Raw genomic sequence first — 22,571 nt, 5'->3', positions numbered from 1 at the left:
TAATAGCGCATTGCGTTAGCCGGATAAAAGGCGTAAATAGCCGTCAATTTCGAGGAAAAGGCCTGCCCAAAGCCGCCTACGACAAGACTTTTGGCAAATTGACATTCGAATTTATCTCACTATAGTGGTGCGGGCCCTGCGTGGGGGGCCTGTCTGATGATTTCAAGCATAAATAGGAGGCCACATGGCTGACAAAAAAGCGCAGTTGATCATCGAGGGCGCAGCCCCCGTCGAGCTGCCCATTTTAACCGGCACCGTTGGTCCCGATGTAATCGACGTGCGGGGCCTGACGGCCACGGGCCGGTTCACATTCGACCCAGGCTTCATGTCGACCGCTTCCTGCGAGTCGAAGATCACCTATATCGATGGCGATAACGGTATCCTGCTGCACCGCGGCTACCCGATCGAGCAACTCGCCGAGAAATCGGACTACCTGGAAACCTGCTACCTGCTGCTCAACGGCGAATTGCCGACGGTCGAGCAGAAGGCCCAGTTCGTCAGCACCGTGAAGAACCACACCATGGTGCACGAACAGTTGAAGACCTTCTTCAACGGCTTCCGTCGCGACGCCCACCCGATGGCCGTCATGTGCGGCGTGGTCGGCGCCCTGTCGGCTTTCTACCACGACTCGCTGGACATCAATAACGCCCAGCACCGCGAGATTTCCGCCATTCGCCTGGTCGCCAAGATGCCGACCCTGGCCGCCATGGTGTACAAGTACTCCATGGGGCAACCCATGATGTACCCGCGCAACGACCTGTCGTACGCGGAAAACTTCCTGCACATGATGTTCAACACCCCGTGCGAGATCAAACCGATCAGCCCGGTGCTCGCCAAGGCCATGGACCGGATCTTCATCCTCCATGCCGACCACGAGCAGAACGCCTCGACTTCCACCGTGCGCCTGGCGGGCTCCTCGGGTGCCAACCCGTTCGCCTGTATCGCCGCCGGTATCGCCGCGCTCTGGGGCCCTGCCCACGGCGGTGCGAACGAAGCGGTGTTGACCATGCTCGATGAAATCGGCGATGTCTCGAACATCGACAAGTTCATCGCCAAGGCCAAGGACAAGAACGATCCGTTCAAGCTGATGGGCTTCGGTCACCGGGTCTACAAGAACCGCGACCCACGCGCCACCGTGATGAAGCAGACCTGCGACGAAGTCCTCCGCGAGCTGGGCATCAACAACGATCCGCAGCTGGAACTGGCCATGCGTCTCGAAGAGATTGCCCTGACCGACCCGTACTTCATCGAACGCTCGCTGTACCCGAACGTCGACTTCTACTCGGGGATCATCCTCAAGGCGATCGGCATTCCAACCAGCATGTTCACCGTGATCTTCGCCCTGGCGCGGACCGTGGGCTGGATCTCCCACTGGAAGGAAATGCTCTCCAGCCCGTACAAGATTGGCCGTCCGCGCCAGCTGTACACCGGCTACGAGTCGCGTGACATCACCAAGCTGGAAGACCGCAAGTAACATCTGCCTTGCAATAGCGTCTTAGCTAAAACGGGAACGGCCTCTTGATAGAGGCCGTTTCTGTTTGTGGCGTCCTGCGGCTCTGCAGCGCCTGTCAGGACGCCTTCGCGGGCAAGCTCCGCTCCCACAATGTTCCATGCCCCCCCTGTGGGAGCGGAGCTTGCCCGCGAAGAGGCCCTGCCAGACAACACCAGGCTCAATGCCCCACCATCGGCAAACCAGCACAGTGACCGCCCAACAAAAAAATGCCCCGATCTCTCGACCGGGGCATTTCGTTACAACGCAGCTTATCTATAGAAGCCTGTACAACCCTTAGTGCGACACCGCCCCGCTCGCCCCCAGCCCCGTCTGCGAACGCACGAACTGCGGGAAGAACAGCGCCCGCTCATTCGCGCCCGCCGTCGACTTGTCGGTGATCGAGAAGAACCAGATCCCGACGAACGCAATGGCCATCGAGAACAGCGCCGGATACTCATACGGAAAAATAGCCTTCTCGTGATGCATGATCTGCACCCAGATGGTCGGGCCGAGGATCATCAGCCCTACCGCGCTGACCAGGCCCATCCAGCCGCCGATCATCGCGCCACGGGTGGTCAGCTTCTTCCAGTACATGGAAAGCAGCAGCACCGGGAAGTTGCAACTGGCGGCAATGGAGAACGCCAGGCCGACCATGAAGGCAATGTTCTGGCTTTCGAACAGGATACCGAGGACGATCGCCAGCGCGCCGAGGGCGATGGTGGTGATCTTCGAGACGCGGATCTCATCCTTCTCGTTGGCCTTGCCCTTCTTGATCACGCTGGCATACAGGTCATGGGACACCGCCGAGGCACCGGCCAGGGTCAGGCCGGCAACCACCGCGAGAATGGTGGCAAAGGCTACGGCCGAGATAAAGCCGAGGAAGATGTTGCCACCCACAGCGTTGGCCAGATGCACCGCCGCCATGTTGTTACCGCCGAGCAACGCGCCCGCCGCATCCTTGAACGCCGGATTGGTGCTGACCAGCAGGATCGCGCCAAAACCGATGATAAAGGTCAGGATATAGAAGTAGCCGATGAACCCGGTGGCGTACAACACGCTCTTGCGCGCTTCCTTGGCGTCACTCACGGTGAAGAAGCGCATCAGGATGTGCGGCAGGCCGGCGGTACCGAACATCAGCGCCAGACCCAGCGAGAAGGCCGACACCGGATCCTTCACCAGGCCGCCCGGACTCATGATCGCCTCACCCTTGGGGTGAACCTTGATCGCTTCGGAAAACAGCACATTGAAGTCGAAGTTGACGTGCTTCATCACCATCAGCGCCATGAACGAGGCACCGGACAGCAACAGCACCGCCTTGATGATCTGCACCCAGGTGGTCGCCAGCATGCCGCCGAACAGCACATAGAGGCACATCAGGATGCCCACCAGGATCACCGCCACGTAGTAATCCAGGCCGAACAGCAGCTGGATCAGCTTGCCGGCACCGACCATCTGCGCGATCAGGTAGAAGGACACCACCACCAGCGAACCGCAGGCCGACAGCGAGCGGATCTGGGTTTGCCCAAGGCGATAGGACGCCACGTCGGCAAAGGTGTACTTGCCCAGGTTGCGCAGGCGCTCGGCGATCAGGAACAGGATGATCGGCCAGCCCACCAGGAAGCCGATGGAGTAGATCAGGCCGTCATAGCCCGAAGCGTAGACCAGCGCGGAAATCCCCAGGAAGGACGCCGCCGACATGTAGTCGCCGGCAATCGCCAGGCCGTTCTGCAAACCGGTGATCTTGCCGCCCGCCGCGTAGTAGTCGGCGGCCGATTTGTTGCGTTTGGAGGCCCAGTAGGTGATGCACAGGGTGGCGCCGACGAACACCACGAACATCGCGATGGCCGACACATTGAGAGGTTGCTTGTGCACTTCGCCGGTCAGGGCCTCAGCCGCCAGGACCAGGGGCGCGAAGGCCGAGCCAGCCAATACTGCCAATAGACGCCGGATCATTGTTGGGCCTCCTTGAGAATCTCGTTGTTCAGGTCGTCGAACTCGCCATTGGCGCGACGCACATAAATGGCCGTCAGGACAAATGCCGAAAGGATCAGTCCGACACCCAACGGGATGCCCCAGGTGATGGAGGAGCCAGGACTGAGCTTGGCGCCCAGGATCTGTGGCCCATAGGCGATCAACAGAATGAAAGCCGAGTAAAGCCCAAGCATGATCGCCGAGAGAATCCAGGCGAAGCGTTCTCGTTTCCTGACCAGCTCCTTGAAGCGGGGGCTGTTTTGAATCGAGAGGTAAATGCTGTCGTTCATTGTTTTTATCCTCGCAGCACAGATGAGTTGGAACATATTCCACTTTAGGCGGCTATCGGATGGATTCCAGACGACCTTAGTATTAGAACGACATTACGGTTTCGCCAGTTTTTGGCTGAAAAGACCCTCCGCGGGAGCCGGCTTGCCGGCGATGGCGGCCGGATGAGCGCGGCAAGGCCCGAGGACCTTATCGCCGGCAAGCCGGCCCGCCACATTAGCGAGCATCGTTGCGATAGGAGACTAGACGCAAAAAAGCCGCATGACATGTGGTCATGCGGCTTTTCGGGGTACTACGCTGGCGGGTGGGTTACTTGATCCACTCGGCGACGCGGTCCGGGTGCTTGGCGACCCAGTCCTTGGCCGCGACATCCGGCTTGGCGCCATCCTGGACGGCCAGCATGACTTCGCCGATCTCATCCTTGGAGGCCCACTGGAATTTCTTCAGGAACGCCGCCACTTCCGGCGCCTTGGCTTCCAGGCCCTTGCTGCCGATGCTGTTGACGGTTTCAGCCGCACCGTAGACGCCTTTCGGGTCGTCCAGGAAGCGCAGTTTCCACTTGGCGAACATCCAGTGCGGCACCCAGCCGGTCACGGCAATGGATTCATGCTTCTCTTCGGCACGGGTCAATTCGGCGATCATCGCCGCGCCCGAACTGGCTTGCAGCTTGTAGTCCAGACCGTAGTCCTTGATGGCCTGGTCGGTCTTGAGCATCACACCCGAACCAGCGTCGATACCGACGATCTTGTTCTTGTAGGTGGTGTCAGCCTTGAGATCGGCGATGGACTTGGCCGTAACGTACTCCGGCACGATCAGACCGATCTTGGCATCCTTGAAGTTGGGGCCGTAGTCGACCACCTTGTCCTTGTTCTTGGCCCAGTACTCGCCGTGGGTCACCGGCAGCCAGGCGGAGAGCATGGCATCGAGCTTGCCGGTGGCAACGCCCTGCCACATGATCCCGGTCGCCACAGCCTGCAGTTTCACGTCGTAACCCAACTTCTGCTTGATCACCTCGGCCGCCACGTTGGTGGTGGCAACGCTGTCGGACCAACCATCGACATAACCGATGGTGATTTCCTTGCCCGCGGCACTCACCAGGGTGGAGCTGATCGCCAGAGCCAGAACCGCACCGGCGCCTAAAAGTCGTCGCATCTTCATCGTTACTTCCCCGAAATGCTGCACCCGACGACTGCCGGGCGACGTCAACGTATTGTTATAGTGCATGGCGCCCCCATCACGCCTCACCCGTAAACCCGTCCGATCATCAGCGGAGTTCTGACGCCCTGATCATCAACCCGCCTCGCCCATCGACCTGCTCTGACAGCGACCTCAAGGCAACGAGAAACGACATCAGAACGCCAGCAGTCGGGGGTTTGGGAAATCCCCTCATTTACTGCGCTCGAACTTTGCATGACAAAATACTGCCGGGGCCCTGGGACGGGGGAAATCCGGGTAATATGCGCGGCTTTGTTCCCATACGGCCCGACCATGTCCGCCACTGCCCGTTTCCCGCTCCTGCCTTATCTGTTCGCCAGCCTGCTCGGGCTCCTTGCACTCTGCGGCTTCTGGTATGGCCTCGGCCAACCGGTGATCCTGCCCGATGCGGCGACCCCCACGCACAAGTTGCAATGCGCGTCCTATACCCCGTTCGCCAAGGACCAATCGCCCTTCGACCAGCCGTTCACCCCGCGCCTGGAACGCATGGACGCCGACCTGGCCCTGCTGGCAACACGCTTCGAGTGCATTCGCACCTACTCCATGTCCGGCCTCGAAGCCCTGCCGGAGCTGGCGCGCAAACACGGCCTGAAAATGATGATCGGCGCCTGGGTCAACAGCAACCCGGTGGACACCGAGAAGGAAGTCGACGCCCTGATCGCTTCGGCCAACGCCAATGCCGATGTGGTCAGCGCGGTGATCGTCGGCAATGAAACCCTGTTGCGCAAGGAAGTCACCGGCGACCAGTTGGTCAAGCTGATCCACAAGGTCAAGGCGCACGTGAAGCAACCGGTCACCTATGCCGACGTCTGGGAGTTCTGGCTCCAGCATCCGCAGGTCGCCCCGGCGGTGGACTTCCTGACCATTCACCTGCTGCCTTACTGGGAGGACGAGCCTGCCGGTATCGACCGTGCGCTCGAACATGTCGCCCAGGTGCGCGAGGTGTTCGGCAAGCGCTTCGCGCCCAAGGACATCCTGATCGGCGAAACCGGCTGGCCGAGCGAAGGCCGCCAACGCGAAACCGCCTTGCCGAGCCGGGTCAACGAAGCGAAGTTCATTCGCGGCTTTGTCACCCTGGCCGAGCAGAACGGCTGGCACTACAACCTGATCGAGGCTTTCGACCAGCCGTGGAAACGCGGCAGCGAAGGCGCGGTCGGCGGCTACTGGGGGCTGTTCGATGCCGATCGGCAGGACAAGGGCGTACTCGCCGGTCCGGTCTCCAACCTGCCGCAATGGCCACAATGGCTGGGGTTCGGCGGGGTGATTTTCCTGGGCACCCTGTTGTTGGCCGGGCGCGTCCGCAGCACGCGGGCGGCGCTGTTGTTACCGCTGCTGGGGGCACTGGCGGGCTGTTCCATCGGCGCCTGGGGCGAGTTGGCGCGGGTCACCAGCCGGTTTACCGGCGAATGGCTCTGGGCCGGCTTGCTGGTGGTGTTGAACCTGCTGGTGCTGGCGTATGCCACGCTGGCCCTGAGTAGCCAGGCCGGCTGGCGCGCCGGCCTGTTCAGCTCGCTGGAGCAACGCGCCGGCTGGCTGCTGGCGGGGGCGGGCTTTGCCGCGGCGGTGATGATGCTGGAACTGGTGTTCGACCCACGTTATCGCAGCTTCCCGAGCGCGGCCTTGCTCTTGCCGGCGCTGGTATTCCTGGTGCGTCCGGTGCGCGGTCCGCGTCGGGAGTTCGGCCTGCTGGCGTTGATCGTCGGCGCCGGTATTGCCCCGCAGTTGTACCGTGAAGGACTGGAAAACCAGCAGGCCTGGGGCTGGGCGCTGGTCAGCGGGCTGATGGTTGCCGCACTGTGGCGCAGCGTTGTGGCAAGCGGGCTTGCCCACGCTGGGGGCAACGCCCCCCCCAAAAAACCTGTGACGGCGTAATATCGGGTATATCGAGATGACCGGTTTTCAGGAGGGCTTCGCCCTCCAGCGCGGGCAAGCCCGCTCGCCACAAGGGCGCGCCAGGCTTCAAATGTCCTTTCAGACTTGAGATCGCCTTAACTGGCGGACACTGAATCACGTGGTGCTCGCACCAAGCGCAACCCGGCAATCACCAGCGCAAACACCGCCAACGTGGTGTTGTACAACGCCAGCGCCGGAAACCCGGCCAACAGCGCCAATACCGCCAAGCCCCGGCCCAAGCGCCCCGGCACCACAAAAGCCAGCAGCGCCGCGACCAACGCCGTCCAGCCCAGCGCCTTGAAGTGGATCAACCAGCCCAGGCTGGAACGCGCCTGGCACTGCCAGTGCAACGCCTCATCCACACACAGTCCGACCCACTGCCCATCCTCCATCAACCCATAACGCACGCCATAACTGGCGGCCAGCCACAACGGCAGGAGAATAAGCAGCAGGACCAGCGGCAAACGGCGAGACATGGACAACTCCGATAAGCGAAAACGGCGCCCAGCATAATCGCCAGAGCCGCCCATGCAAGCGCCAGCCACACATAACTGTTCGGCAAACTGCGGCAAAGTGTATCGTTGCCTGGCAATTACCCGTCTTCACCCCGTCTGAAATGCTTTTTTTTAGCGTCGGGACATTGCACTTCGGCAGTACCCCGATGGTCATAGCCTGCGAACCTTATTCAGCGCTTTCCTTCAAAGGGATGTAGTCATGCTCTGTTCTCTGCGCCTCGCTGCCTTTATCGGCGGTCTCATTCTGAGTGCGTCCGCCCTGGCAGTCGATGTCGACACCGCCAGCTATGGCTACCCGTTGACCAACCCGTTCGAAGCGACCATCGCCACCACACCGCCGGCGCTGCGACCGAAACTGCCCGACGACGACGCCATCCACCAAGCCGACTACAGCCTAAAACTGCGCCCCGAACGCGACTTCATCCTCCCGGACAATTTCTGGGCGGTAAAAAAACTCACCTACCGCCTGGCCCAGCAGGATCATCCGGCGCCGCTGATCTTCCTGATTTCCGGTACCGGCGCACGCTATGACAGCAGCATCAACGAATACCTGAAGAAGCTCTATTACCAGGCCGGCTACCACGTCGTGCAATTGTCCTCGCCCACCAGCTTCGACTTCATGAGCGCCGCCTCGCGCTTCGCCACCCCCGGCATCAGCCAGGAAGACGCCGAGGACATGTACCGGGTCATGCAGGCGGTACGCGCCCAGCAACCGAAACTGCCGGTGACCGAGTACTACCTCACCGGCTACAGCCTAGGCGCCCTCGACGCGGCCTTTGTCAGCAAGCTGGATGAAACCCGACGCAGCTTCAACTTCAAGAAAGTCCTGTTGCTCAATCCGCCGGTCAACCTCTACACCTCGGTCACCAACCTGGACAAGCTGGTGCAGACCGAGGTCAAGGGCATCAACAACAGCACCACCTTCTATGAACTGGTGCTGGGCAAACTGACCCGCTACTTCCAGCAGAAGGGCTACATCGACCTCAACGACGCCCTGCTCTACGACTTCCAGCATTCCAAGCAACACCTGACCAATGAACAGATGGCCATGTTGATCGGCACCACCTTCCGCTTTTCCGCGGCGGACATCGCCTTTACCTCGGACCTGATCAACCGTCGCGGCCTGCTTACCCCGCCGAAGTACCCGATCAGCGAAGGCACCAGCCTCACGCCGATGTTCAAGCGCGCCCTGCAATGCGATTTCGACTGCTACCTGACCGAACAGGTGATCCCGATGTGGCGCGCCCGCAGCGACGGCGGCAGCCTGTTGCAACTGATCGACCAGGTCAGTCTCTACGCGCTCAAGGACTACCTGCACGACAGCCCGAAAATCGCCGTGATGCACAACGCCGACGACGTCATCCTCGGCCCTGGCGACCTGGGTTTCCTGCGCAAAACTTTTGGCGATCGCCTGACGGTCTACCCCCATGGCGGCCACTGCGGCAACCTCAATTACCGCGTCAACGCCGACGCCATGCTGGAGTTCTTCCGTGGCTAAATCTCTCTTGTTGATCGCAGCCCTGCTCTGCGCAACCACTGCCCTGGCCGACAACAGCAAGGCCCACGACCCCGTGGTCACCGACCCCGACGGTTTCACCGAACCGTTGAAAAAGCTCAAGTTCAATCCGGGCCTGGACCAGCGTGAATTCGAGCGTTCGACCCTCAACGCCCTGAGCGTCTACGACCCGTTGGAGTCCTGGAACCGCCGGGTCTATCACTTCAACTACCGCTTCGACGAGTGGGTGTTCCTGCCGGCGGTCGATGGCTACCGCTACGTCACGCCGACCTTCCTGCGCGAGGGCGTGAGCCACTTCTTCAGCAACCTGGGGGATGTCTCCAACCTGCTCAACAGCCTGTTCCAGTTCAAGGGCAAGCGTGCGCTGGAAACCACCGGACGCCTGCTGCTCAACACCACCATCGGCGTCGCCGGCCTGTGGGATCCGGCAACCAAGATGGGCTTGCCACGCCAGACCGAAGACTTCGGCCAGACCCTCGGCTTCTATGGCGTGCCGGGCGGGGCGTACCTGGTGCTGCCGTTCTTCGGCCCATCAAACCTGCGCGACACCGGCGGGCTGGTATTCGACTTCGCCGCCGAATCGCAGATCAACTTCCTCAACGTTTCCCAGGTCAGCTCCGACCACCCGGAAATCTACCTGCTGGAAGCCATCGACAAGCGCTACACCACCAGCTTCCGTTATGGTCAGTTGAACTCACCGTTCGAATACGAGAAAGTCCGCTACGTGTACACCGAGGCGCGCAAGTTGCAGATCGCCGAATAAGCCCGCAGATTACAGATGCAGGGCTTGCCGCGCTGCCGGTCAACTGAGGCAACGGACTCTTTAAAACGCCACCAAACCCGTAGGAGCCGGCTTGCCGGCGATGAGGCCCTTGAGTCTTGCATCGCCCTTATGACCGCCATCGCCGGCAAGCCGGGCTCCTGCGAGGTGCGGGGTGTTCTCAAGATTGCAGATCAACCGGCCTGACAAGGACACAAGCATGTACCACCTGATCGCCACCGACCTCGACGGCACCCTGCTGCTACCGGATGACCGCATCGGCGACTATTCCCACGGGGTGCTCCAGCGCCTGCTGGAGGCCGGCAAGCATCTGGTCATCGCCACCGGGCGCAGCCAGCCCGATGTCGAGGCGATCCTGCGGCCCTACAACCTGCAGGTGCACCTGATCACCGCCAACGGTGCGCGGATCAGCAGTGCCTGCAAGACTTTCGACACCAGCGAGCACCTGCCGGCGCAGGTCGCGCGGACGCTGCTGGACGCCTCCCGCCACGTCCCCGGCCTGGTGACCAACCTGTATTGCCAATCCCGCTGGTTCACCAACGCCGATAGCCAGCAACTGGAGAAGTTCAAGCAGAACCCGGGGTTCGCGCCCACGGTCCTGGAGATCGACGAATTCCCGAGCAAGGCGGTGGAGAAGATCTTCTTTATCCACAAGGACCGCGACCACGAGGCCCTGGCGGTTCTCGAGGAACAGCTCAAGGCTCGGCTGGGCGATCAGGTACACAGCACTTTTTCCTCGCCCTGGTGCCTGGAGATGATGGCCGCCAGCGTATCCAAGGGCAGCGCCCTGAAGAAACTCGCGGACTTCCTGCAAGTGCCACTGAGCCAGTGCATCGCGTTCGGCGACGGGATGAACGATGTCGAGATGCTCTCGAGCATCGGCAAGGGCCTGGTGATGGGCACGGCTCACGCCAAGGTGTTCCAGGCCTTGCCCGGGCATGAAACCCTGGGCAGTTGCAGCGAGGAATCGGTCGCCCGTTATCTGGCGGCGAACCTGCTGACAGCGTAGCTAACAGGCTACGCCAGTTCGAAGCCGAGCGCGGACTTGTGGCGAGCGGGCTTGCCCGCGCTGGGCTGCGAAGCAGCCCTAAAACCGGTGACTGCGTTCTGCTTGACACAGTGAAGTCGCTGATTTTGGGAGGCGCTTCGCGCCCCAGAGCGGCGGTGCGGCGTTCCGACCAGCCCGCTCGCCACAAATACACGCTCGACCTCGGCTTTTCTTAACTGATTGCCCCAATGCCTACAGCGCAGAAGCCGTCTGCGCCACCATCGCAACCTGCGGCAACCCGAGGAACCGGCACAGCTCCTCGCGCTTGGCCAGCGCATCGCGACGCCCCAGTTCGATCAGTTCGCTGCAATAAGCCGCCTCGAACAACAGGTAACTCAACACTCCCGCGCCACTGGTCCGGGTCGCGCCCGGTCCACGCAGGAAAAAGCGCAAGGCCGCCGGCAACTCATGACGATGGCGCGCGGCGATTTCATCGATCGGCTGGCTCGGCGCGATCACCAGCACATCCACCGGCGCCAGGCCCAGGCTGCGCGGTTGCGGCGGCAACAGCCGGCTGAACTGATTCAAGCGCTGCAACAACTCGATATCGCTTTCCAGGCTGTCAATGAAAGTACTGTTGAGCATATGCCCGCCGATCTGCGCCAGGCTCGGTTGCTGCCCGCTATAGGTGCGCTCGGTGGCGCTGTCGACACCCCGCGGGTTGCCGCTGACCCCCACCACCAAGACCCGGGTGGCCCCCAGGTGCAATGCCGGACTGATCGGCGCCGACTGGCGCACCGCACCGTCACCGAAAAACTCCTGGCCGAGCCTGACCGGGGCAAACAGCAGCGGGATCGCCGAACTGGCCAGCAAATGCTCGACGCTCAGTTGGGTCGGCACGCCGACCCGCCGATGGCGCAACCAGGAATCGATGGCGCCCTTGCCCTGGTAAAAAGTCACCGCCTGGCCGGACTCATAACCAAACGCGGTAACCGCCACGGCATGCAAGCGCTGTTGCTCGATGGCATGGTCGATACCCGGCAGGTGCAATTTGTCATTGAGCAGGTCACGCAGGGGGGAACTGTCGAGCAGCGCCACTGGCACCTGCGTGCCCAGGCCCAGCAGGCTGTGGCCGACGAAACGGCTGGCCTGGCGGATCACTCCCGGCCAGTCGCTGCGCAACACCAGATGGCTGCGAAAGCCCTGCCAGAACGCGGTCAGGCGTTCGATCGCCGAGGTAAAGTCCATCGCCCCGCTGGCCAGGCTGACCGCATTGATCGCCCCGGCCGAAGTGCCGACGATCACTGGAAAAGGATTGACCGCTCCCGGCGGCAACAGCTCGGCAATCGCCGCCAGCACCCCCACCTGATAGGCGGCGCGCGCGCCGCCTCCGGAGAGAATCAGACCAGTGACCGGTTCAACTGGGCTCATCGCAACACTCCGTCAATCAAGAAATATCCTGATACACCACCCCCGGTCCCTGCCGCAACACCCAGCCGGGTTTATCGGCGTTTTTCGTAAAGCTTGGGTTCACCCGGCGGCCGGCTCTTGAAGCGGCGATGGGCCCAGAGGTACTGCTCCGGACATTCGCGCAACGCCACCTCGACCCATTGGTTGATCCGCAGGCAGTCGGCTTCTTCGGTTTCCCCCGGGAAGTCCTTCAGCGGCGGATGAATCACCAGCCGGTAGCCACTGCCGTCGGCCAGGCGCTCCTGGGTAAACGGAACCACCAGCGCCTTGCCCAGGCGGGCAAACTTGCTGGTGGCGGTGACGGTCGCCGCCTGGATGCCGAACAACGGCACGAACACACTCTGCTTGATCCCGTAGTCCTGGTCCGGCGCGTACCAGATCGCCCGCCCGGCACGCAGCAACTTGAGCATGCCACGCACATCGTCGCGCTCGACCGCCAGGGAATCGAGGTTGTGCCGTTCACGGCCGCGGCGCTGGATAAAATCGAACAACGCATTGCTGTGCTCACGGTACATGCCGTCGATGGTATGCCGCTGGCCGAGCAAGGCCGCGCCGATCTCCAGGGTGGTGAAATGCAGGGCCATCAGGATCACGCCCTTGCCTTCTCGCCGGGCCTGCTGCAGATGTTCGAGACCTTCGATATGGGCCAGGCGCGCCAGGCGCGGCTTGGGCCACCACCAGCTCATGGCCATTTCGAAAAAGGCGATCCCGGTGGAAGCAAGATTCTTGCGTAGCAGTTGGTCGCGCTCGGCGGCGGACAACGCCGGAAAACACAACTGCAGATTGCGCGCGGCAATCGTCCGTCGGTCGGCGGACACCCGGTACATCACCGCACCGAGGAAACGCCCGAGCAACAGCAGGCAGCCATAGGGCAACTGGACAATCAGCCACAGCAAAGCCAACCCCAGCCATAGCAGCCAGTAACGGGGGTGAAGAAAAGCAGCTCGAAAACGCGGGCGATCCATGGGTGATTCCGGACAGACAACAAGGCCGCGCATTCTACAACGGTTCGCGGCGGCTTGCGGCCCGAGGGCGTTCTCGTTATAAGTCTCGGCACTTTTAGTGACAAGCTGCGTTATCCCGACCATGAGCCAAACCGAACTGCTAGACCAGGATCCCGTGTTCCAGCTGAAGGGCAGCATGCTCGCCATCACGGTGCTGGAACTGGCGCAGAACAACCTCGATGCCCTCGATCGGCAGCTGGCGGCCAAGGTTGCCCAGGCCCCGAACTTCTTCAGCAACACCCCGCTGGTACTGGCGCTGGACAAACTGCCGGACGGCCAGGGGCCCATCGACCTGCCCGGGCTGATGCGTGTCTGCCGCCAGCACGGCCTGCGCACCCTGGCGATCCGCGCCAACCGCATCGAAGACATTGCCGCGGCGATTGCCATTGATCTGCCGGTGCTGCCACCGTCCGGTGCCCGCGAGCGACCGGTCGATCCGACCGAAGGCCTGGAAAAGAAAAAACCGGAAAAGCCACCGGAGCCTACTATCAAGCCGACGAAGATCATCACCTCGCCGGTACGCGGCGGCCAGCAGGTCTACGCCCAGGGCGGCGACCTGGTGGTCATCGCGTCCGTCAGCCCCGGCGCGGAACTTCTGGCCGACGGCAACATCCATGTTTATGGTCCCATGCGCGGTCGTGCCCTGGCCGGCATCAAGGGCGACACCAAGGCGCGGATTTTCTGCCAGCAACTGAGCGCCGAGCTGGTCTCGATCGCCGGCCAGTACAAGGTTTCCGAAGATTTGCGTCGCGATCCATTGTGGGGCAGCGGCGTTCAAGTCAGCTTGTCCGGCGACGTGTTGAACATCATCCGGCTTTAACGGATACTTGCCGCCATTTCCAAAATGTCGCCTTCTCGTAGCGAAAACAGCTCGAACGGTGTGGGAAATCGCGAAAGGTAAGAATAACCCGAGGTACTTCAGACTTTTCCTCGATTTCCAACCGACGCTACACGACTACAGTTATTTTTTAGTGACGTTCTTCAGGGGCTGAAAGTCCTTTATTCCTTAGGGGTGATACACCTTGGCCAAGATTCTCGTGGTTACATCCGGCAAGGGTGGTGTGGGTAAGACCACCACCAGCGCCGCCATCGGTACCGGCCTCGCGCTGCGGGGCCACAAGACAGTGATCGTCGACTTCGACGTCGGCCTGCGTAACCTCGACCTGATCATGGGCTGCGAGCGTCGCGTGGTGTATGACTTCGTCAACGTGGTCCAGGGCGAAGCCAACCTGCAACAAGCCCTGATCAAGGACAAGCGCCTGGAAAACCTCTACGTGCTGGCCGCCAGCCAGACCCGGGACAAGGACGCGCTGACCAAGGAAGGCGTGGAAAAAGTCCTGATGGCCCTAAAGGCGGACTTCGAGTTCGTGGTCTGCGACTCCCCGGCCGGTATCGAGACCGGCGCCCACCTGGCCATGTACTTCGCCGACGAAGCCATCGTCGTGACCAACCCCGAAGTATCCTCGGTGCGTGACTCCGACCGTATGCTCGGCCTGCTGGCGAGCAAGTCGCGCCGCGCCGAGAACAACGAAGAGCCGATCAAGGAACACCTGCTGCTGACCCGCTACAACCCCGAGCGCGTCAGCAACGGCGAGATGCTCGGCGTCGAAGACGTCAAGGAAATCCTCGCGGTGACCCTGCTCGGCGTGATTCCCGAGTCCCAGGCGGTGCTCAAGGCCTCCAACCAGGGTGTGCCGGTGATTCTCGACGACCAGAGCGATGCGGGCCAGGCTTACAGCGACGCGGTCGACCGTCTGCTGGGCAAGACCGTGGAGCATCGTTTCCTCGATGTGAAGAAGAAAGGACTCTTCGAGCGCCTGTTTGGAGGCAACTAAGCAATGAACCTTTTTGACTTCTTTCGTGCCAGCAAAAAAGTAAGCACCGCGTCGGTCGCGAAAGAGCGTCTGCAGATCATCGTGGCGCACGAACGCGGCCAACGCAGCACCCCGGATTACCTGCCGGCCTTGCAGAAGGAACTGGTGGAAGTCATCCGCAAGTACGTCAATATCGGGTCCGACGACGTGCACGTGGCGCTGGAAAACCAGGGCAGTTGCTCGATCCTGGAACTCAATATCACCCTGCCCGATCGTTGATCGATCCGGCCGGAGCCTCGGCGGCCCGGAGCCTGTGCTTTTTGTAGGAGCGAGCTTGCTCGCGATAGCGGTCAATCAGTCGACACTTGAGTCGGCTGTGAAATCCATTCGCGAGCAAGCTCTGCTCCTACAGGAACGCACGGACTCCGGGCCGCCGTTGGCGTTTGTTACGAGACTGTTTTAATGCCGCTGTCCAATATCCACATCCTCCATCAGGACGCCGCCGTGCTGGTGGTGAACAAACCGACCCTGTTGCTCTCCGTCCCCGGCCGGGCCGATGACAACAAGGACTGCCTGATTACCCGCCTGCAGGAAAACGGCTACCCCGAAGCCCGGATCGTCCATCGCCTGGACTGGGAAACCTCCGGGATCATCCTGTTGGCCCGCGACCCGGACAGCCATCGCGAACTGTCGCGGCAGTTCCACGACCGGGAAACCGAAAAAGCCTATACCGCACTGTGCTGGGGCCAGCCGGGACTGGACAGCGGCAGCATCGACCTGCCGCTGCGCTACGACCCGCCGACCAAGCCACGCCACGTGGTCGACCACGAATTCGGCAAACACGCGCTGACCTTCTGGAAAGTCCTGGAACGTTGCGGCGACTGGTGCCGGGTGGAACTGACCCCGATCACCGGGCGTTCGCACCAACTGCGCGTGCATATGCTGTCCATCGGTCACCCGTTGCTCGGTGATGGCCTGTACGCCCATCCACAGGCCCTGGCCGCCTGGCCACGGCTGTGCCTGCACGCCAGCATGCTGAGCTTCAGCCATCCGCAAAGCGGCGAACGCCTGCGCTTCGAGTGCCCGGCGCCGTTCTGAAACCCTACCGCCCTCCTGTGGGAGCGGCATCGGGGCAAGCCCTGCTTCGGCGACCCGACACACATTTTCGGTATTGCCCGGTCCCTGTAGCTGGCTTGCCGGCGATGAGGCCCGTGAAGGCGATGCAAAGCTCAAGGCCCTCATCGCCAGCAAGCTGGCTCCTACAAGATACGGTAAACTCCTGACACTGCTGTCTGGAGCTATTTATGCGCGAAGAGTTGAACCAAGGCCTGATCGACTTCCTCAAGGCCTCCCCCACCCCGTTCCATGCCACCGCCAGCCTGGTCCAGCGCCTGGAAGCGGCGGGTTACCAACGTCTCGACGAGCGCGAGACCTGGCACACCGAGGCCAACGGGCGCTATTACGTCACCCGCAATGACTCTTCGATCGTCGCCATCAAGCTCGGTCGTGCCTCGCCGCTGCTGGGCGGTATCCGCCTGGTCGGCGCCCACACCGACAGCCCGTGCCTGCGGGTCAAGCCGCAGCCGGAACTGCAACGCCAGGGCTTCTGGCAACTGGGGGTCGAAGTCTACGGCGGCGCCCTGCTCGCCCCGTGGTTCGACCGCGACCTGTCGCTGGCCGGGCGCGTGACCTTCCGCCGCGACGGCAAGGTCGAGAGCCAGTTGATCGACTTCAAGCTGCCCATCGCCACCATTCCCAACCTGGCGATCCACCTCAACCGCGAGGCCAACCAGGGCTGGGCGATCAATGCGCAGAACGAGCTGCCACCGATCCTGGCCCAGTTCGCCGGCGACGAACGGGTCGACTTCCGCGCCGTACTGACCGAACAACTGGCCCGCGAGCACGGCTTGAATGCCGACGTGGTGCTCGACTACGAGCTGAGCTTCTACGACACCCAGGCCGCCGCGATCATCGGCCTGAACGGCGACTTCATCGCCGGTGCGCGCCTGGACAACCTGCTGTCCTGCTACGCCGGCCTGCAAGCGCTGCTCGGCGCCGACAGCGAAGAAACCTGCGTACTGGTCTGCAACGACCACGAGGAAGTCGGTTCCTGCTCCGCCTGCGGCGCCGACGGCCCGATGCTGGAACAGACCCTGCGCCGCCTGCTGCCGGAAGGCGATGAGTTCGTGCGGACCATCCAGAAATCCCTGCTGGTTTCGGCAGACAATGCCCACGGCGTGCACCCCAACTATGCCGACAAGCACGATGCCAACCATGGTCCCAAGCTCAATGCCGGGCCGGTGATCAAGGTCAACAGCAACCAGCGCTACGCCACCAACAGCGAAACCGCCGGGTTCTTCCGCCATCTGTGCATGGCCGAGGAAGTGCCGGTGCAAAGCTTCGTGGTGCGCAGTGACATGGGTTGTGGCTCGACCATCGGCCCGATCACCGCCAGCCACCTGGGGGTGCGTACAGTGGATATCGGCCTGCCGACCTTCGCCATGCACTCGATCCGCGAACTGGCCGGCAGCCACGACCTGGCGCATCTGGTGAAAGTCTTGAGTGCATTCTACGCCAGCCGCGAGCTGCCCTAACCGCTCGACCTGGCGATGACATCCCGTGGCGAGCGGGCTTGCCCGCGCTGGAGGGCGAAGCCCTCCTAAAACCGGTCACCGCGATATAGCTGATATGACGCGGTCACAGGTTTTGGGGTTGCTTCGCAACCCAGCGCGGGCAAGCCCGCTCGCCACACTGTCACACTCACGACCTCATTCCCCCCCCGTATTGCTTCTGATACACATCAACCCCGCTCCCGCCAAACCGACCTAGACTCAAGGTATCTCCCTCGACCAGGTCGTCGCCATGATCACACCCTTCGCTTTCCACACCATGCTCATTCCCATCGTGGGCGGTATGTTGATGTTGGCCATCGGCTTCAACTTTCGCGAGCGCAATGCCGGGGTCTTGCTGATCTGGGTCGGCATGCTGTTCATCCTCGGCACCGTGGTCTACAAGATCCTGGCCCAACTGACCGATTAAATGCATTGCCCCCACGCCTGACGTACACTTCGTCGACCCGTATCGTCCATGGTTGACTGCCTAGTGTTTGCTCGTCTCTTCGCCCTGCCCGTGGTTTTATTCATCTGCCTGCTGACACTCCTGCCGTTGGTCAGCGCCAATGCGGCCGGTCTGCCGAGCCTTCTGGCCAGCGCGGAAAAAACCCAGCCGACACCCAGCGAACCCCTGGCGCAATCGCTGGATGAAGTGATCAAGAACCTGGAAAACGACCAGCAACGCGCCAAGCTGCTGGGCGACCTGAAGAAGCTGCGCGACAGCACCAGGAAAGCCCAACCGGCCACCGAGGAAGGCGTGCTGGGACTGATCGGCAGCACCCTCGCCGGCTTCGAAAAGCAGTTTTCCGGCGACGACAGCCCGCTCAATCGCTGGTCGGAAGAGTTCGACCTGGCCAAGGGCGAACTGCTCGACCTGATGCTGCCGGCCAGCGAGTGGGTGCCGATGGTCTTTGCCTTCGCCCTGATCCTGGCACTCTGGAGTTTCCTCGCCTGGGCCATGATCTGGCTCGGACGCCAGGTGCGCCTGCGCTTCGGTCTCAGCGAAGAACTGCCACAACACCCGCGCACCGTCGACCTGCTGCGCTTTGCCCTGCGCAAGCTCGGGCCCTGGCTGATCGCCCTGATCATCACCGTGTACATGAGCTACGCCCTACCCTCGTCCCTGGGCAAGAACCTGGCGATGGTGCTGGCCTACGCCCTGGTGATCGGTACCTGCTTCTCGGCCATCTGCGTGATCGCCTTCTCCGTGCTCGATGGCCAGCACCGCCATCAGGCCCTGTATATCCTCCGCCGGCGGGCCTTCCGACCGCTATGGCTGATCGGCAGCTTCGCCGCCTTCGGCGAGGCCCTCGGCGACCCACGGATGATCGCCAGCCTCGGCGGCCACCTGGCGCACACCGCCGCGACCTTCGCCAATGTCATGGCGGCGCTGTCCAGCGGCCTGTTCATCCTGCGCTTCCGCCGGCCAATCGCCCACCTGATCCGCAACCAGCCGCTGTCCCGGCGCCTGAACCGCCGTGCCCTGAGCGACACCCTGGCGATCCTCGGCACCTTCTGGTTCGTCCCGGCACTGATCCTGGTGGCGATCTCGCTGTTCGCCACCTTCATCTCCGCCGGCGATACCAGCACCGCCCTGCGCCAATCGCTGATCTGCACCGTGCTGGTGGTGTTGTGCATGGTGATCAACGGGCTGGTGCGCCGTCACGCGCTCAAGCCCCACCGTGGGCCCAAGCGTCACGCCCTGTACTCCGAGCGCCTGACCAATTTCGGCTACACCCTGGTGCACCTGGCGGTGTGGTTGGTGTTTATCGAACTGGGCCTGAGGGTCTGGGGCATGTCGCTGATCCGCTTCACCGAGGGCGACGGCCATGAGATCAGCGTCAAGCTGTTCAGCCTCGGCGGTACGCTGATCTTCGCCTGGCTGTTGTGGATTCTCAGCGACACCGCCGTGCACCACGCCCTGACCCGCTCGCGCAAAGGCCTGGCGAATGCCCGGGCGCAGACCATGATGCCGCTGATCCGCAACGTGCTGTTCGTGGCGATCTTCATCATTGCACTGATCGTCGCCCTGGCGAACATGGGCATGAACGTCACGCCATTGCTGGCTGGTGCCGGGGTGATCGGCCTGGCCATCGGTTTCGGTGCGCAGTCGCTGGTGGCGGACCTGATCACCGGCCTGTTCATCATCATCGAGGACTCGCTGGCCATCGACGACTACGTCGATGTCGGCGGCCACCTCGGCACGGTGGAGGGCCTGACCATCCGCACGGTGCGGCTGCGGGATATCGACGGGATCGTCCATACCATTCCGTTCAGCGAGATCAAGAGCATCAAGAACTACTCGCGGGAGTTCGGCTACGCGATCTTCCGGGTGGCGATCCCGTACAACATGCCGATCGACAACGCGATCAAGCTGATGCGCGATGTCGGCCAGAAGATGCGCACCGACCCGTTGCAACGGCGCAATATCTGGTCGCCGCTGGAGATCCAGGGGGTAGAGAGCTTCGAGTCCGGCAGCGCGATCCTGCGCGCCCGCTTCAAGACCGCGCCGATCAGACAGTGGGAGGTTTCACGGGCCTTCAACCTGGCGCTCAAGCGCACCATGGACGAGGCCGGGCTGGACCTGGCGACGCCGCGCCTAAGTGTGCAGGTGGTTACGGCGGGCGGTGGGCCGGAAACGGAATCCACACCCAAATCCTGAGACTGCCACAGCAATCTTAAGGGCCCCTTCGCGGGCAAGCTCCGCTCCCACATAAGCCCGCTCGCCAAAAGACCCTACTCAACTTCAAGCCCCCTCGGATCCAACTGCAGGTTAAACCACATCCACCCCGACATGAATCGCATCATGGCGCCAGAACTCCAGATCGCAGTCGATCAGCCGCCCATGCTGGTCATAGTTGACCCGGGCAATCCGCAACCCCGGGCTGCCCACTGACACTCGCAACGCCGCCGCCGCCTCCACCTGCAAGGAAGTCGGCACGATCTCGAACCTGACCCGCCCGTAATGCAGGTCGTAATGCCGCGCATACAGCTCGGTGATCGACTGGTTCAAATCGAACTCCAGAATCCCCGGGAAGTACTGCGGATTCAGGTAATGCTCGACATACAGCACCAGCCGCTCGTCGATCCGGCGTGCCCGGCAGATCTGGATCACGCTGGACAGCGCCGGCAGTTGCAACCAGTCACACACCGCCGCCGACGCCGGTTGCAAGCGCGCCGAGATCACCTGGGTCGACGGCACCCGCCCCTGGGCGCTGACCATCGCGTGAAAGTGGCTACGCTGCATCAGGTTATAGGCCAGGCGCGGCGGCGAAATAAACCAGCCGCGACGCTCCTCGCGATAGATCAGCCCCTGGGCCTCCAACTGCAACAAGGCCTCACGCACGGTGATCCGAGTGGTACCGAACAACTCACTGAGTTTGCGTTCGGCGGGCAATTTGCTACCCGCTGGCAGCAAGCCGTGTCCGATCTGCTCATGCAGAGCCTGACCGATGGCTGTCACGGCCTTTGGTGCCTCTTCACGCATCAACGTTACCTATCTGGACTAGACCAGCACTGTTTCAGGGCAGAAGCGCAGTAGATCGCGGCTTCCGTGGGTTGCCTCAAGCCTAGGCAATGCAGATGACTGATATGTGACAAAGCGACGAAACGGTGCACATGGACGTTCGTTCCACAAAGATCAATTCCTTAAATATCATATAGTTAACCATGGTCTACGCTTAACTCTGGACTTATCAGCAGTACCGCTAAAAAACCTTGCAGGACTGATGCCGACATCAAAGTGTCATCCAGCAAGCTTAAATTGGCTCAGGTATTGCTGACCTAGACCAAACGACCCAAACCACCGCGTTACTTTTTATAAAAACCACTGATAAAAATCGCCGCGTTGAAAACGCCCAAAGGAGCTTCGGATGAAACAGCTTTTCCTGGCATCACTGTTAGGCTCGAGCATTGCCCTGTGCACCTCCGCCATGGCTGCTGGCACCGATTTGAAAGCACTGGAAACCGCCGCCAAGCAAGAAGGCGCCGTGAACAGCGTCGGCATGCCCGATGACTGGGCGAACTGGGCCGGCACCTGGAAAGACCTGAGCGACAAGTACGGCCTCAAGCACATCGACACCGACATGAGCTCGGCCCAGGAAGTGGCCAAGTTCGCCGCCGAGAAAGACAACGCCAGCGCCGACATCGGCGACGTCGGTGCCGCCTTCGGCCCGATCGCGGTCAAGCAGGGCGTGACCCAACCGTACAAGCCAAGCACCTGGGATCAGGTCCCGGCCTGGGCAAAGGACAAGGACGGCAACTGGGCCCTGGCCTACACCGGCACCATCGCGTTCATCGTCAACAAGAAGCTGCTGCACGGCTCCGACGCTCCGAAAAGCTGGGCTGACCTCAAGACCGGCAAATACAAAGTCTCCATCGGTGACGTGAGCACCGCGGCCCAGGCCGCCAACGGCGTACTGGCCGCGGCCCTGGCCAACGGCGGCGACGAGAAGAACGTCCAGCCGGCGCTGCTGATGTTTGCCGAGATCGCCAAGCAAGGTCGCCTGTCGCTCGCCAACCCGACCATCGCCACCATGGAAAAGGGTGAAGTCGAAGTGGGTGTGGTCTGGGACTTCAACGGTCTGAGCTACAAAGCCAAGATGGCCAACCCGGATGACTACGTGGTGCTGATCCCAGCGGACGGTTCGGTGATCTCCGGCTATACCACCATCATCAACAAATACGCCAAGCACCCGAACGCGGCCAAGCTGGCGCGTGAATACATCTTCAGTGACGCCGGCCAGACCAACCTGGCGCGTGGCAACGCCCGTCCGATCCGTGCCGAGCACCTGACCCTGCCGGAAGACGTGAAAGCCAAGCTGCTGCCTAACGAGCAGTACAAGAAAGTCACGCCGATCAAAGATGCCGATGCCTGGGAAAAGACTTCCAAGGCGCTGCCACAGAAGTGGCAGGAAGAAGTCATCATCAACATGCAATAACGCCATCTCCCCTGTGGGAGCCGGATTCATCCGCGAAGGGGTCCTCAAGGCCGCCAAAAGCTTCGCGGATAA

General features: G+C 61.9%; 20 protein-coding genes. 13 read left to right on the top strand and 7 right to left on the bottom strand.

Translation table 11 applies throughout. The features are described 5' to 3' along the window. Nucleotides 1–184: 184 nt before the first annotated feature. Nucleotides 185–1,474, top strand: coding sequence for a citrate synthase (gene gltA, locus M5B96_RS11895; protein ID WP_191485189.1), 1,290 nt, complete (start codon nt 185–187; stop codon nt 1,472–1,474). 312 nt (nt 1,475–1,786) lie between these two features. On the opposite strand, the gene M5B96_RS11890 is transcribed toward gltA, so the two are convergent. The 3 genes from M5B96_RS11890 to M5B96_RS11880 all read right to left on the bottom strand — a co-directional run bounded on the left by M5B96_RS11890 (nt 1,787) and on the right by M5B96_RS11880 (nt 4,909). Then, complete coding sequence (locus M5B96_RS11890) at nt 1,787–3,445, bottom strand: cation acetate symporter (RefSeq protein WP_248796888.1); 1,659 nt, start codon at nt 3,443–3,445, stop codon at nt 1,787–1,789. After that, nucleotides 3,442–3,753, bottom strand: coding sequence for a DUF485 domain-containing protein (locus M5B96_RS11885; RefSeq protein WP_121133617.1), 312 nt, complete (start codon nt 3,751–3,753; stop codon nt 3,442–3,444). The genes M5B96_RS11890 and M5B96_RS11885 overlap by 4 nt, the downstream gene beginning before the upstream one ends. Nucleotides 3,754–4,060: 307 nt before the next feature. Continuing rightward, the gene (locus M5B96_RS11880; RefSeq protein WP_248796887.1) at nt 4,061–4,909 is read right to left on the bottom strand and encodes a glycine betaine ABC transporter substrate-binding protein; all 849 of its coding nucleotides are present in this window, start codon (nt 4,907–4,909) and stop codon (nt 4,061–4,063) included. A 288-nt stretch (nt 4,910–5,197) separates the two neighbouring features. Between M5B96_RS11880 and M5B96_RS11875 the strand changes: the two genes are divergently transcribed. Next, nucleotides 5,198–6,838: a beta (1-6) glucans synthase gene (locus tag M5B96_RS11875; RefSeq protein WP_248797074.1), complete on the top strand. Its 1,641-nt coding sequence runs from the start codon at nt 5,198–5,200 to the stop codon at nt 6,836–6,838. A 116-nt stretch (nt 6,839–6,954) separates the two neighbouring features. Here M5B96_RS11875 and M5B96_RS11870 read toward each other — a convergent pair whose 3' ends face one another. Next, nucleotides 6,955–7,335, bottom strand: a complete 381-nt coding sequence (locus M5B96_RS11870; RefSeq protein ID WP_248796886.1) for a hypothetical protein — start codon at nt 7,333–7,335, stop codon at nt 6,955–6,957. 238 nt (nt 7,336–7,573) lie between these two features. Between M5B96_RS11870 and M5B96_RS11865 the strand changes: the two genes are divergently transcribed. The 3 genes from M5B96_RS11865 (at nt 7,574) to M5B96_RS11855 (ending at nt 10,680) form a co-directional block, all read left to right on the top strand. Further along, nucleotides 7,574–8,872, top strand: a complete 1,299-nt coding sequence (locus M5B96_RS11865; protein WP_248796885.1) for a serine/threonine protein kinase — start codon at nt 7,574–7,576, stop codon at nt 8,870–8,872. Then, a complete protein-coding gene (locus M5B96_RS11860) occupies nt 8,865–9,653 on the top strand; it encodes a VacJ family lipoprotein (protein WP_248796884.1) in 789 nt (262 codons plus the stop codon). The genes M5B96_RS11865 and M5B96_RS11860 overlap by 8 nt, the downstream gene beginning before the upstream one ends. Before the next feature lie 217 nt (nt 9,654–9,870). Next, nucleotides 9,871–10,680: a Cof-type HAD-IIB family hydrolase gene (locus M5B96_RS11855; protein ID WP_248796883.1), complete on the top strand. Its 810-nt coding sequence runs from the start codon at nt 9,871–9,873 to the stop codon at nt 10,678–10,680. A gap of 231 nt (nt 10,681–10,911) precedes the next feature. Here the strand turns inward: M5B96_RS11855 and M5B96_RS11850 are convergent, their stop codons facing one another. Beyond that, nucleotides 10,912–12,090 (bottom strand): patatin-like phospholipase family protein, encoded by a 1,179-nt coding sequence (locus tag M5B96_RS11850; protein WP_248796882.1) that lies wholly within the window; start codon nt 12,088–12,090, stop codon nt 10,912–10,914. Between the two features lie 71 nt (nt 12,091–12,161). Next, a complete protein-coding gene (locus M5B96_RS11845) occupies nt 12,162–13,094 on the bottom strand; it encodes a lipid A biosynthesis lauroyl acyltransferase (RefSeq protein WP_248796881.1) in 933 nt (310 codons plus the stop codon). Nucleotides 13,095–13,215: 121 nt separating this feature from the next. Between M5B96_RS11845 and minC the strand changes: the two genes are divergently transcribed. The 7 genes from minC (at nt 13,216) to M5B96_RS11810 (ending at nt 20,221) form a co-directional block, all read left to right on the top strand. Continuing rightward, complete coding sequence (gene minC, locus M5B96_RS11840; RefSeq protein ID WP_248796880.1) at nt 13,216–13,953, top strand: septum site-determining protein MinC; 738 nt, start codon at nt 13,216–13,218, stop codon at nt 13,951–13,953. A 202-nt stretch (nt 13,954–14,155) separates the two neighbouring features. Next, nucleotides 14,156–14,968, top strand: coding sequence for a septum site-determining protein MinD (gene minD / locus M5B96_RS11835; RefSeq protein ID WP_248796879.1), 813 nt, complete (start codon nt 14,156–14,158; stop codon nt 14,966–14,968). Nucleotides 14,969–14,971: 3 nt separating this feature from the next. Continuing rightward, on the top strand, nt 14,972–15,226 hold the full coding sequence (gene minE / locus M5B96_RS11830; RefSeq protein WP_007898843.1) for a cell division topological specificity factor MinE: 255 nt from the start codon (nt 14,972–14,974) through the stop codon (nt 15,224–15,226). 183 nt (nt 15,227–15,409) lie between these two features. Next, nucleotides 15,410–16,045: an RluA family pseudouridine synthase gene (locus M5B96_RS11825; RefSeq protein ID WP_248796878.1), complete on the top strand. Its 636-nt coding sequence runs from the start codon at nt 15,410–15,412 to the stop codon at nt 16,043–16,045. A gap of 206 nt (nt 16,046–16,251) precedes the next feature. Continuing rightward, nucleotides 16,252–17,541, top strand: a complete 1,290-nt coding sequence (locus M5B96_RS11820) for a M18 family aminopeptidase (protein WP_248796877.1) — start codon at nt 16,252–16,254, stop codon at nt 17,539–17,541. A 268-nt stretch (nt 17,542–17,809) separates the two neighbouring features. After that, nucleotides 17,810–17,986 carry a hypothetical protein gene (locus tag M5B96_RS11815; protein WP_248796876.1) on the top strand — a complete coding sequence of 59 codons (177 nt, stop codon included), beginning with the start codon at nt 17,810–17,812 and terminating at the stop codon, nt 17,984–17,986. Between the two features lie 63 nt (nt 17,987–18,049). Continuing rightward, complete coding sequence (locus tag M5B96_RS11810; protein WP_248797073.1) at nt 18,050–20,221, top strand: mechanosensitive ion channel family protein; 2,172 nt, start codon at nt 18,050–18,052, stop codon at nt 20,219–20,221. 111 nt (nt 20,222–20,332) lie between these two features. Here M5B96_RS11810 and M5B96_RS11805 read toward each other — a convergent pair whose 3' ends face one another. Continuing rightward, complete coding sequence (locus tag M5B96_RS11805) at nt 20,333–21,046, bottom strand: UTRA domain-containing protein (RefSeq protein WP_248796875.1); 714 nt, start codon at nt 21,044–21,046, stop codon at nt 20,333–20,335. Between the two features lie 385 nt (nt 21,047–21,431). Between M5B96_RS11805 and M5B96_RS11800 the strand changes: the two genes are divergently transcribed. Beyond that, the gene (locus tag M5B96_RS11800) at nt 21,432–22,499 is read left to right on the top strand and encodes an ABC transporter substrate-binding protein (protein ID WP_248796874.1); all 1,068 of its coding nucleotides are present in this window, start codon (nt 21,432–21,434) and stop codon (nt 22,497–22,499) included. Nucleotides 22,500–22,571 lie beyond the last annotated feature (72 nt).

The sequence above is a fragment of the Pseudomonas sp. MWU13-2105 genome (genome assembly GCF_023242315.1).
In the GTDB taxonomy this organism is placed as follows: Bacteria; Pseudomonadota; Gammaproteobacteria; order Pseudomonadales; family Pseudomonadaceae; genus Aquipseudomonas.
The sequence above is the reverse complement of the archived record's forward strand: the minus strand, read 5'-3'. Positions and strand labels throughout refer to the sequence as shown.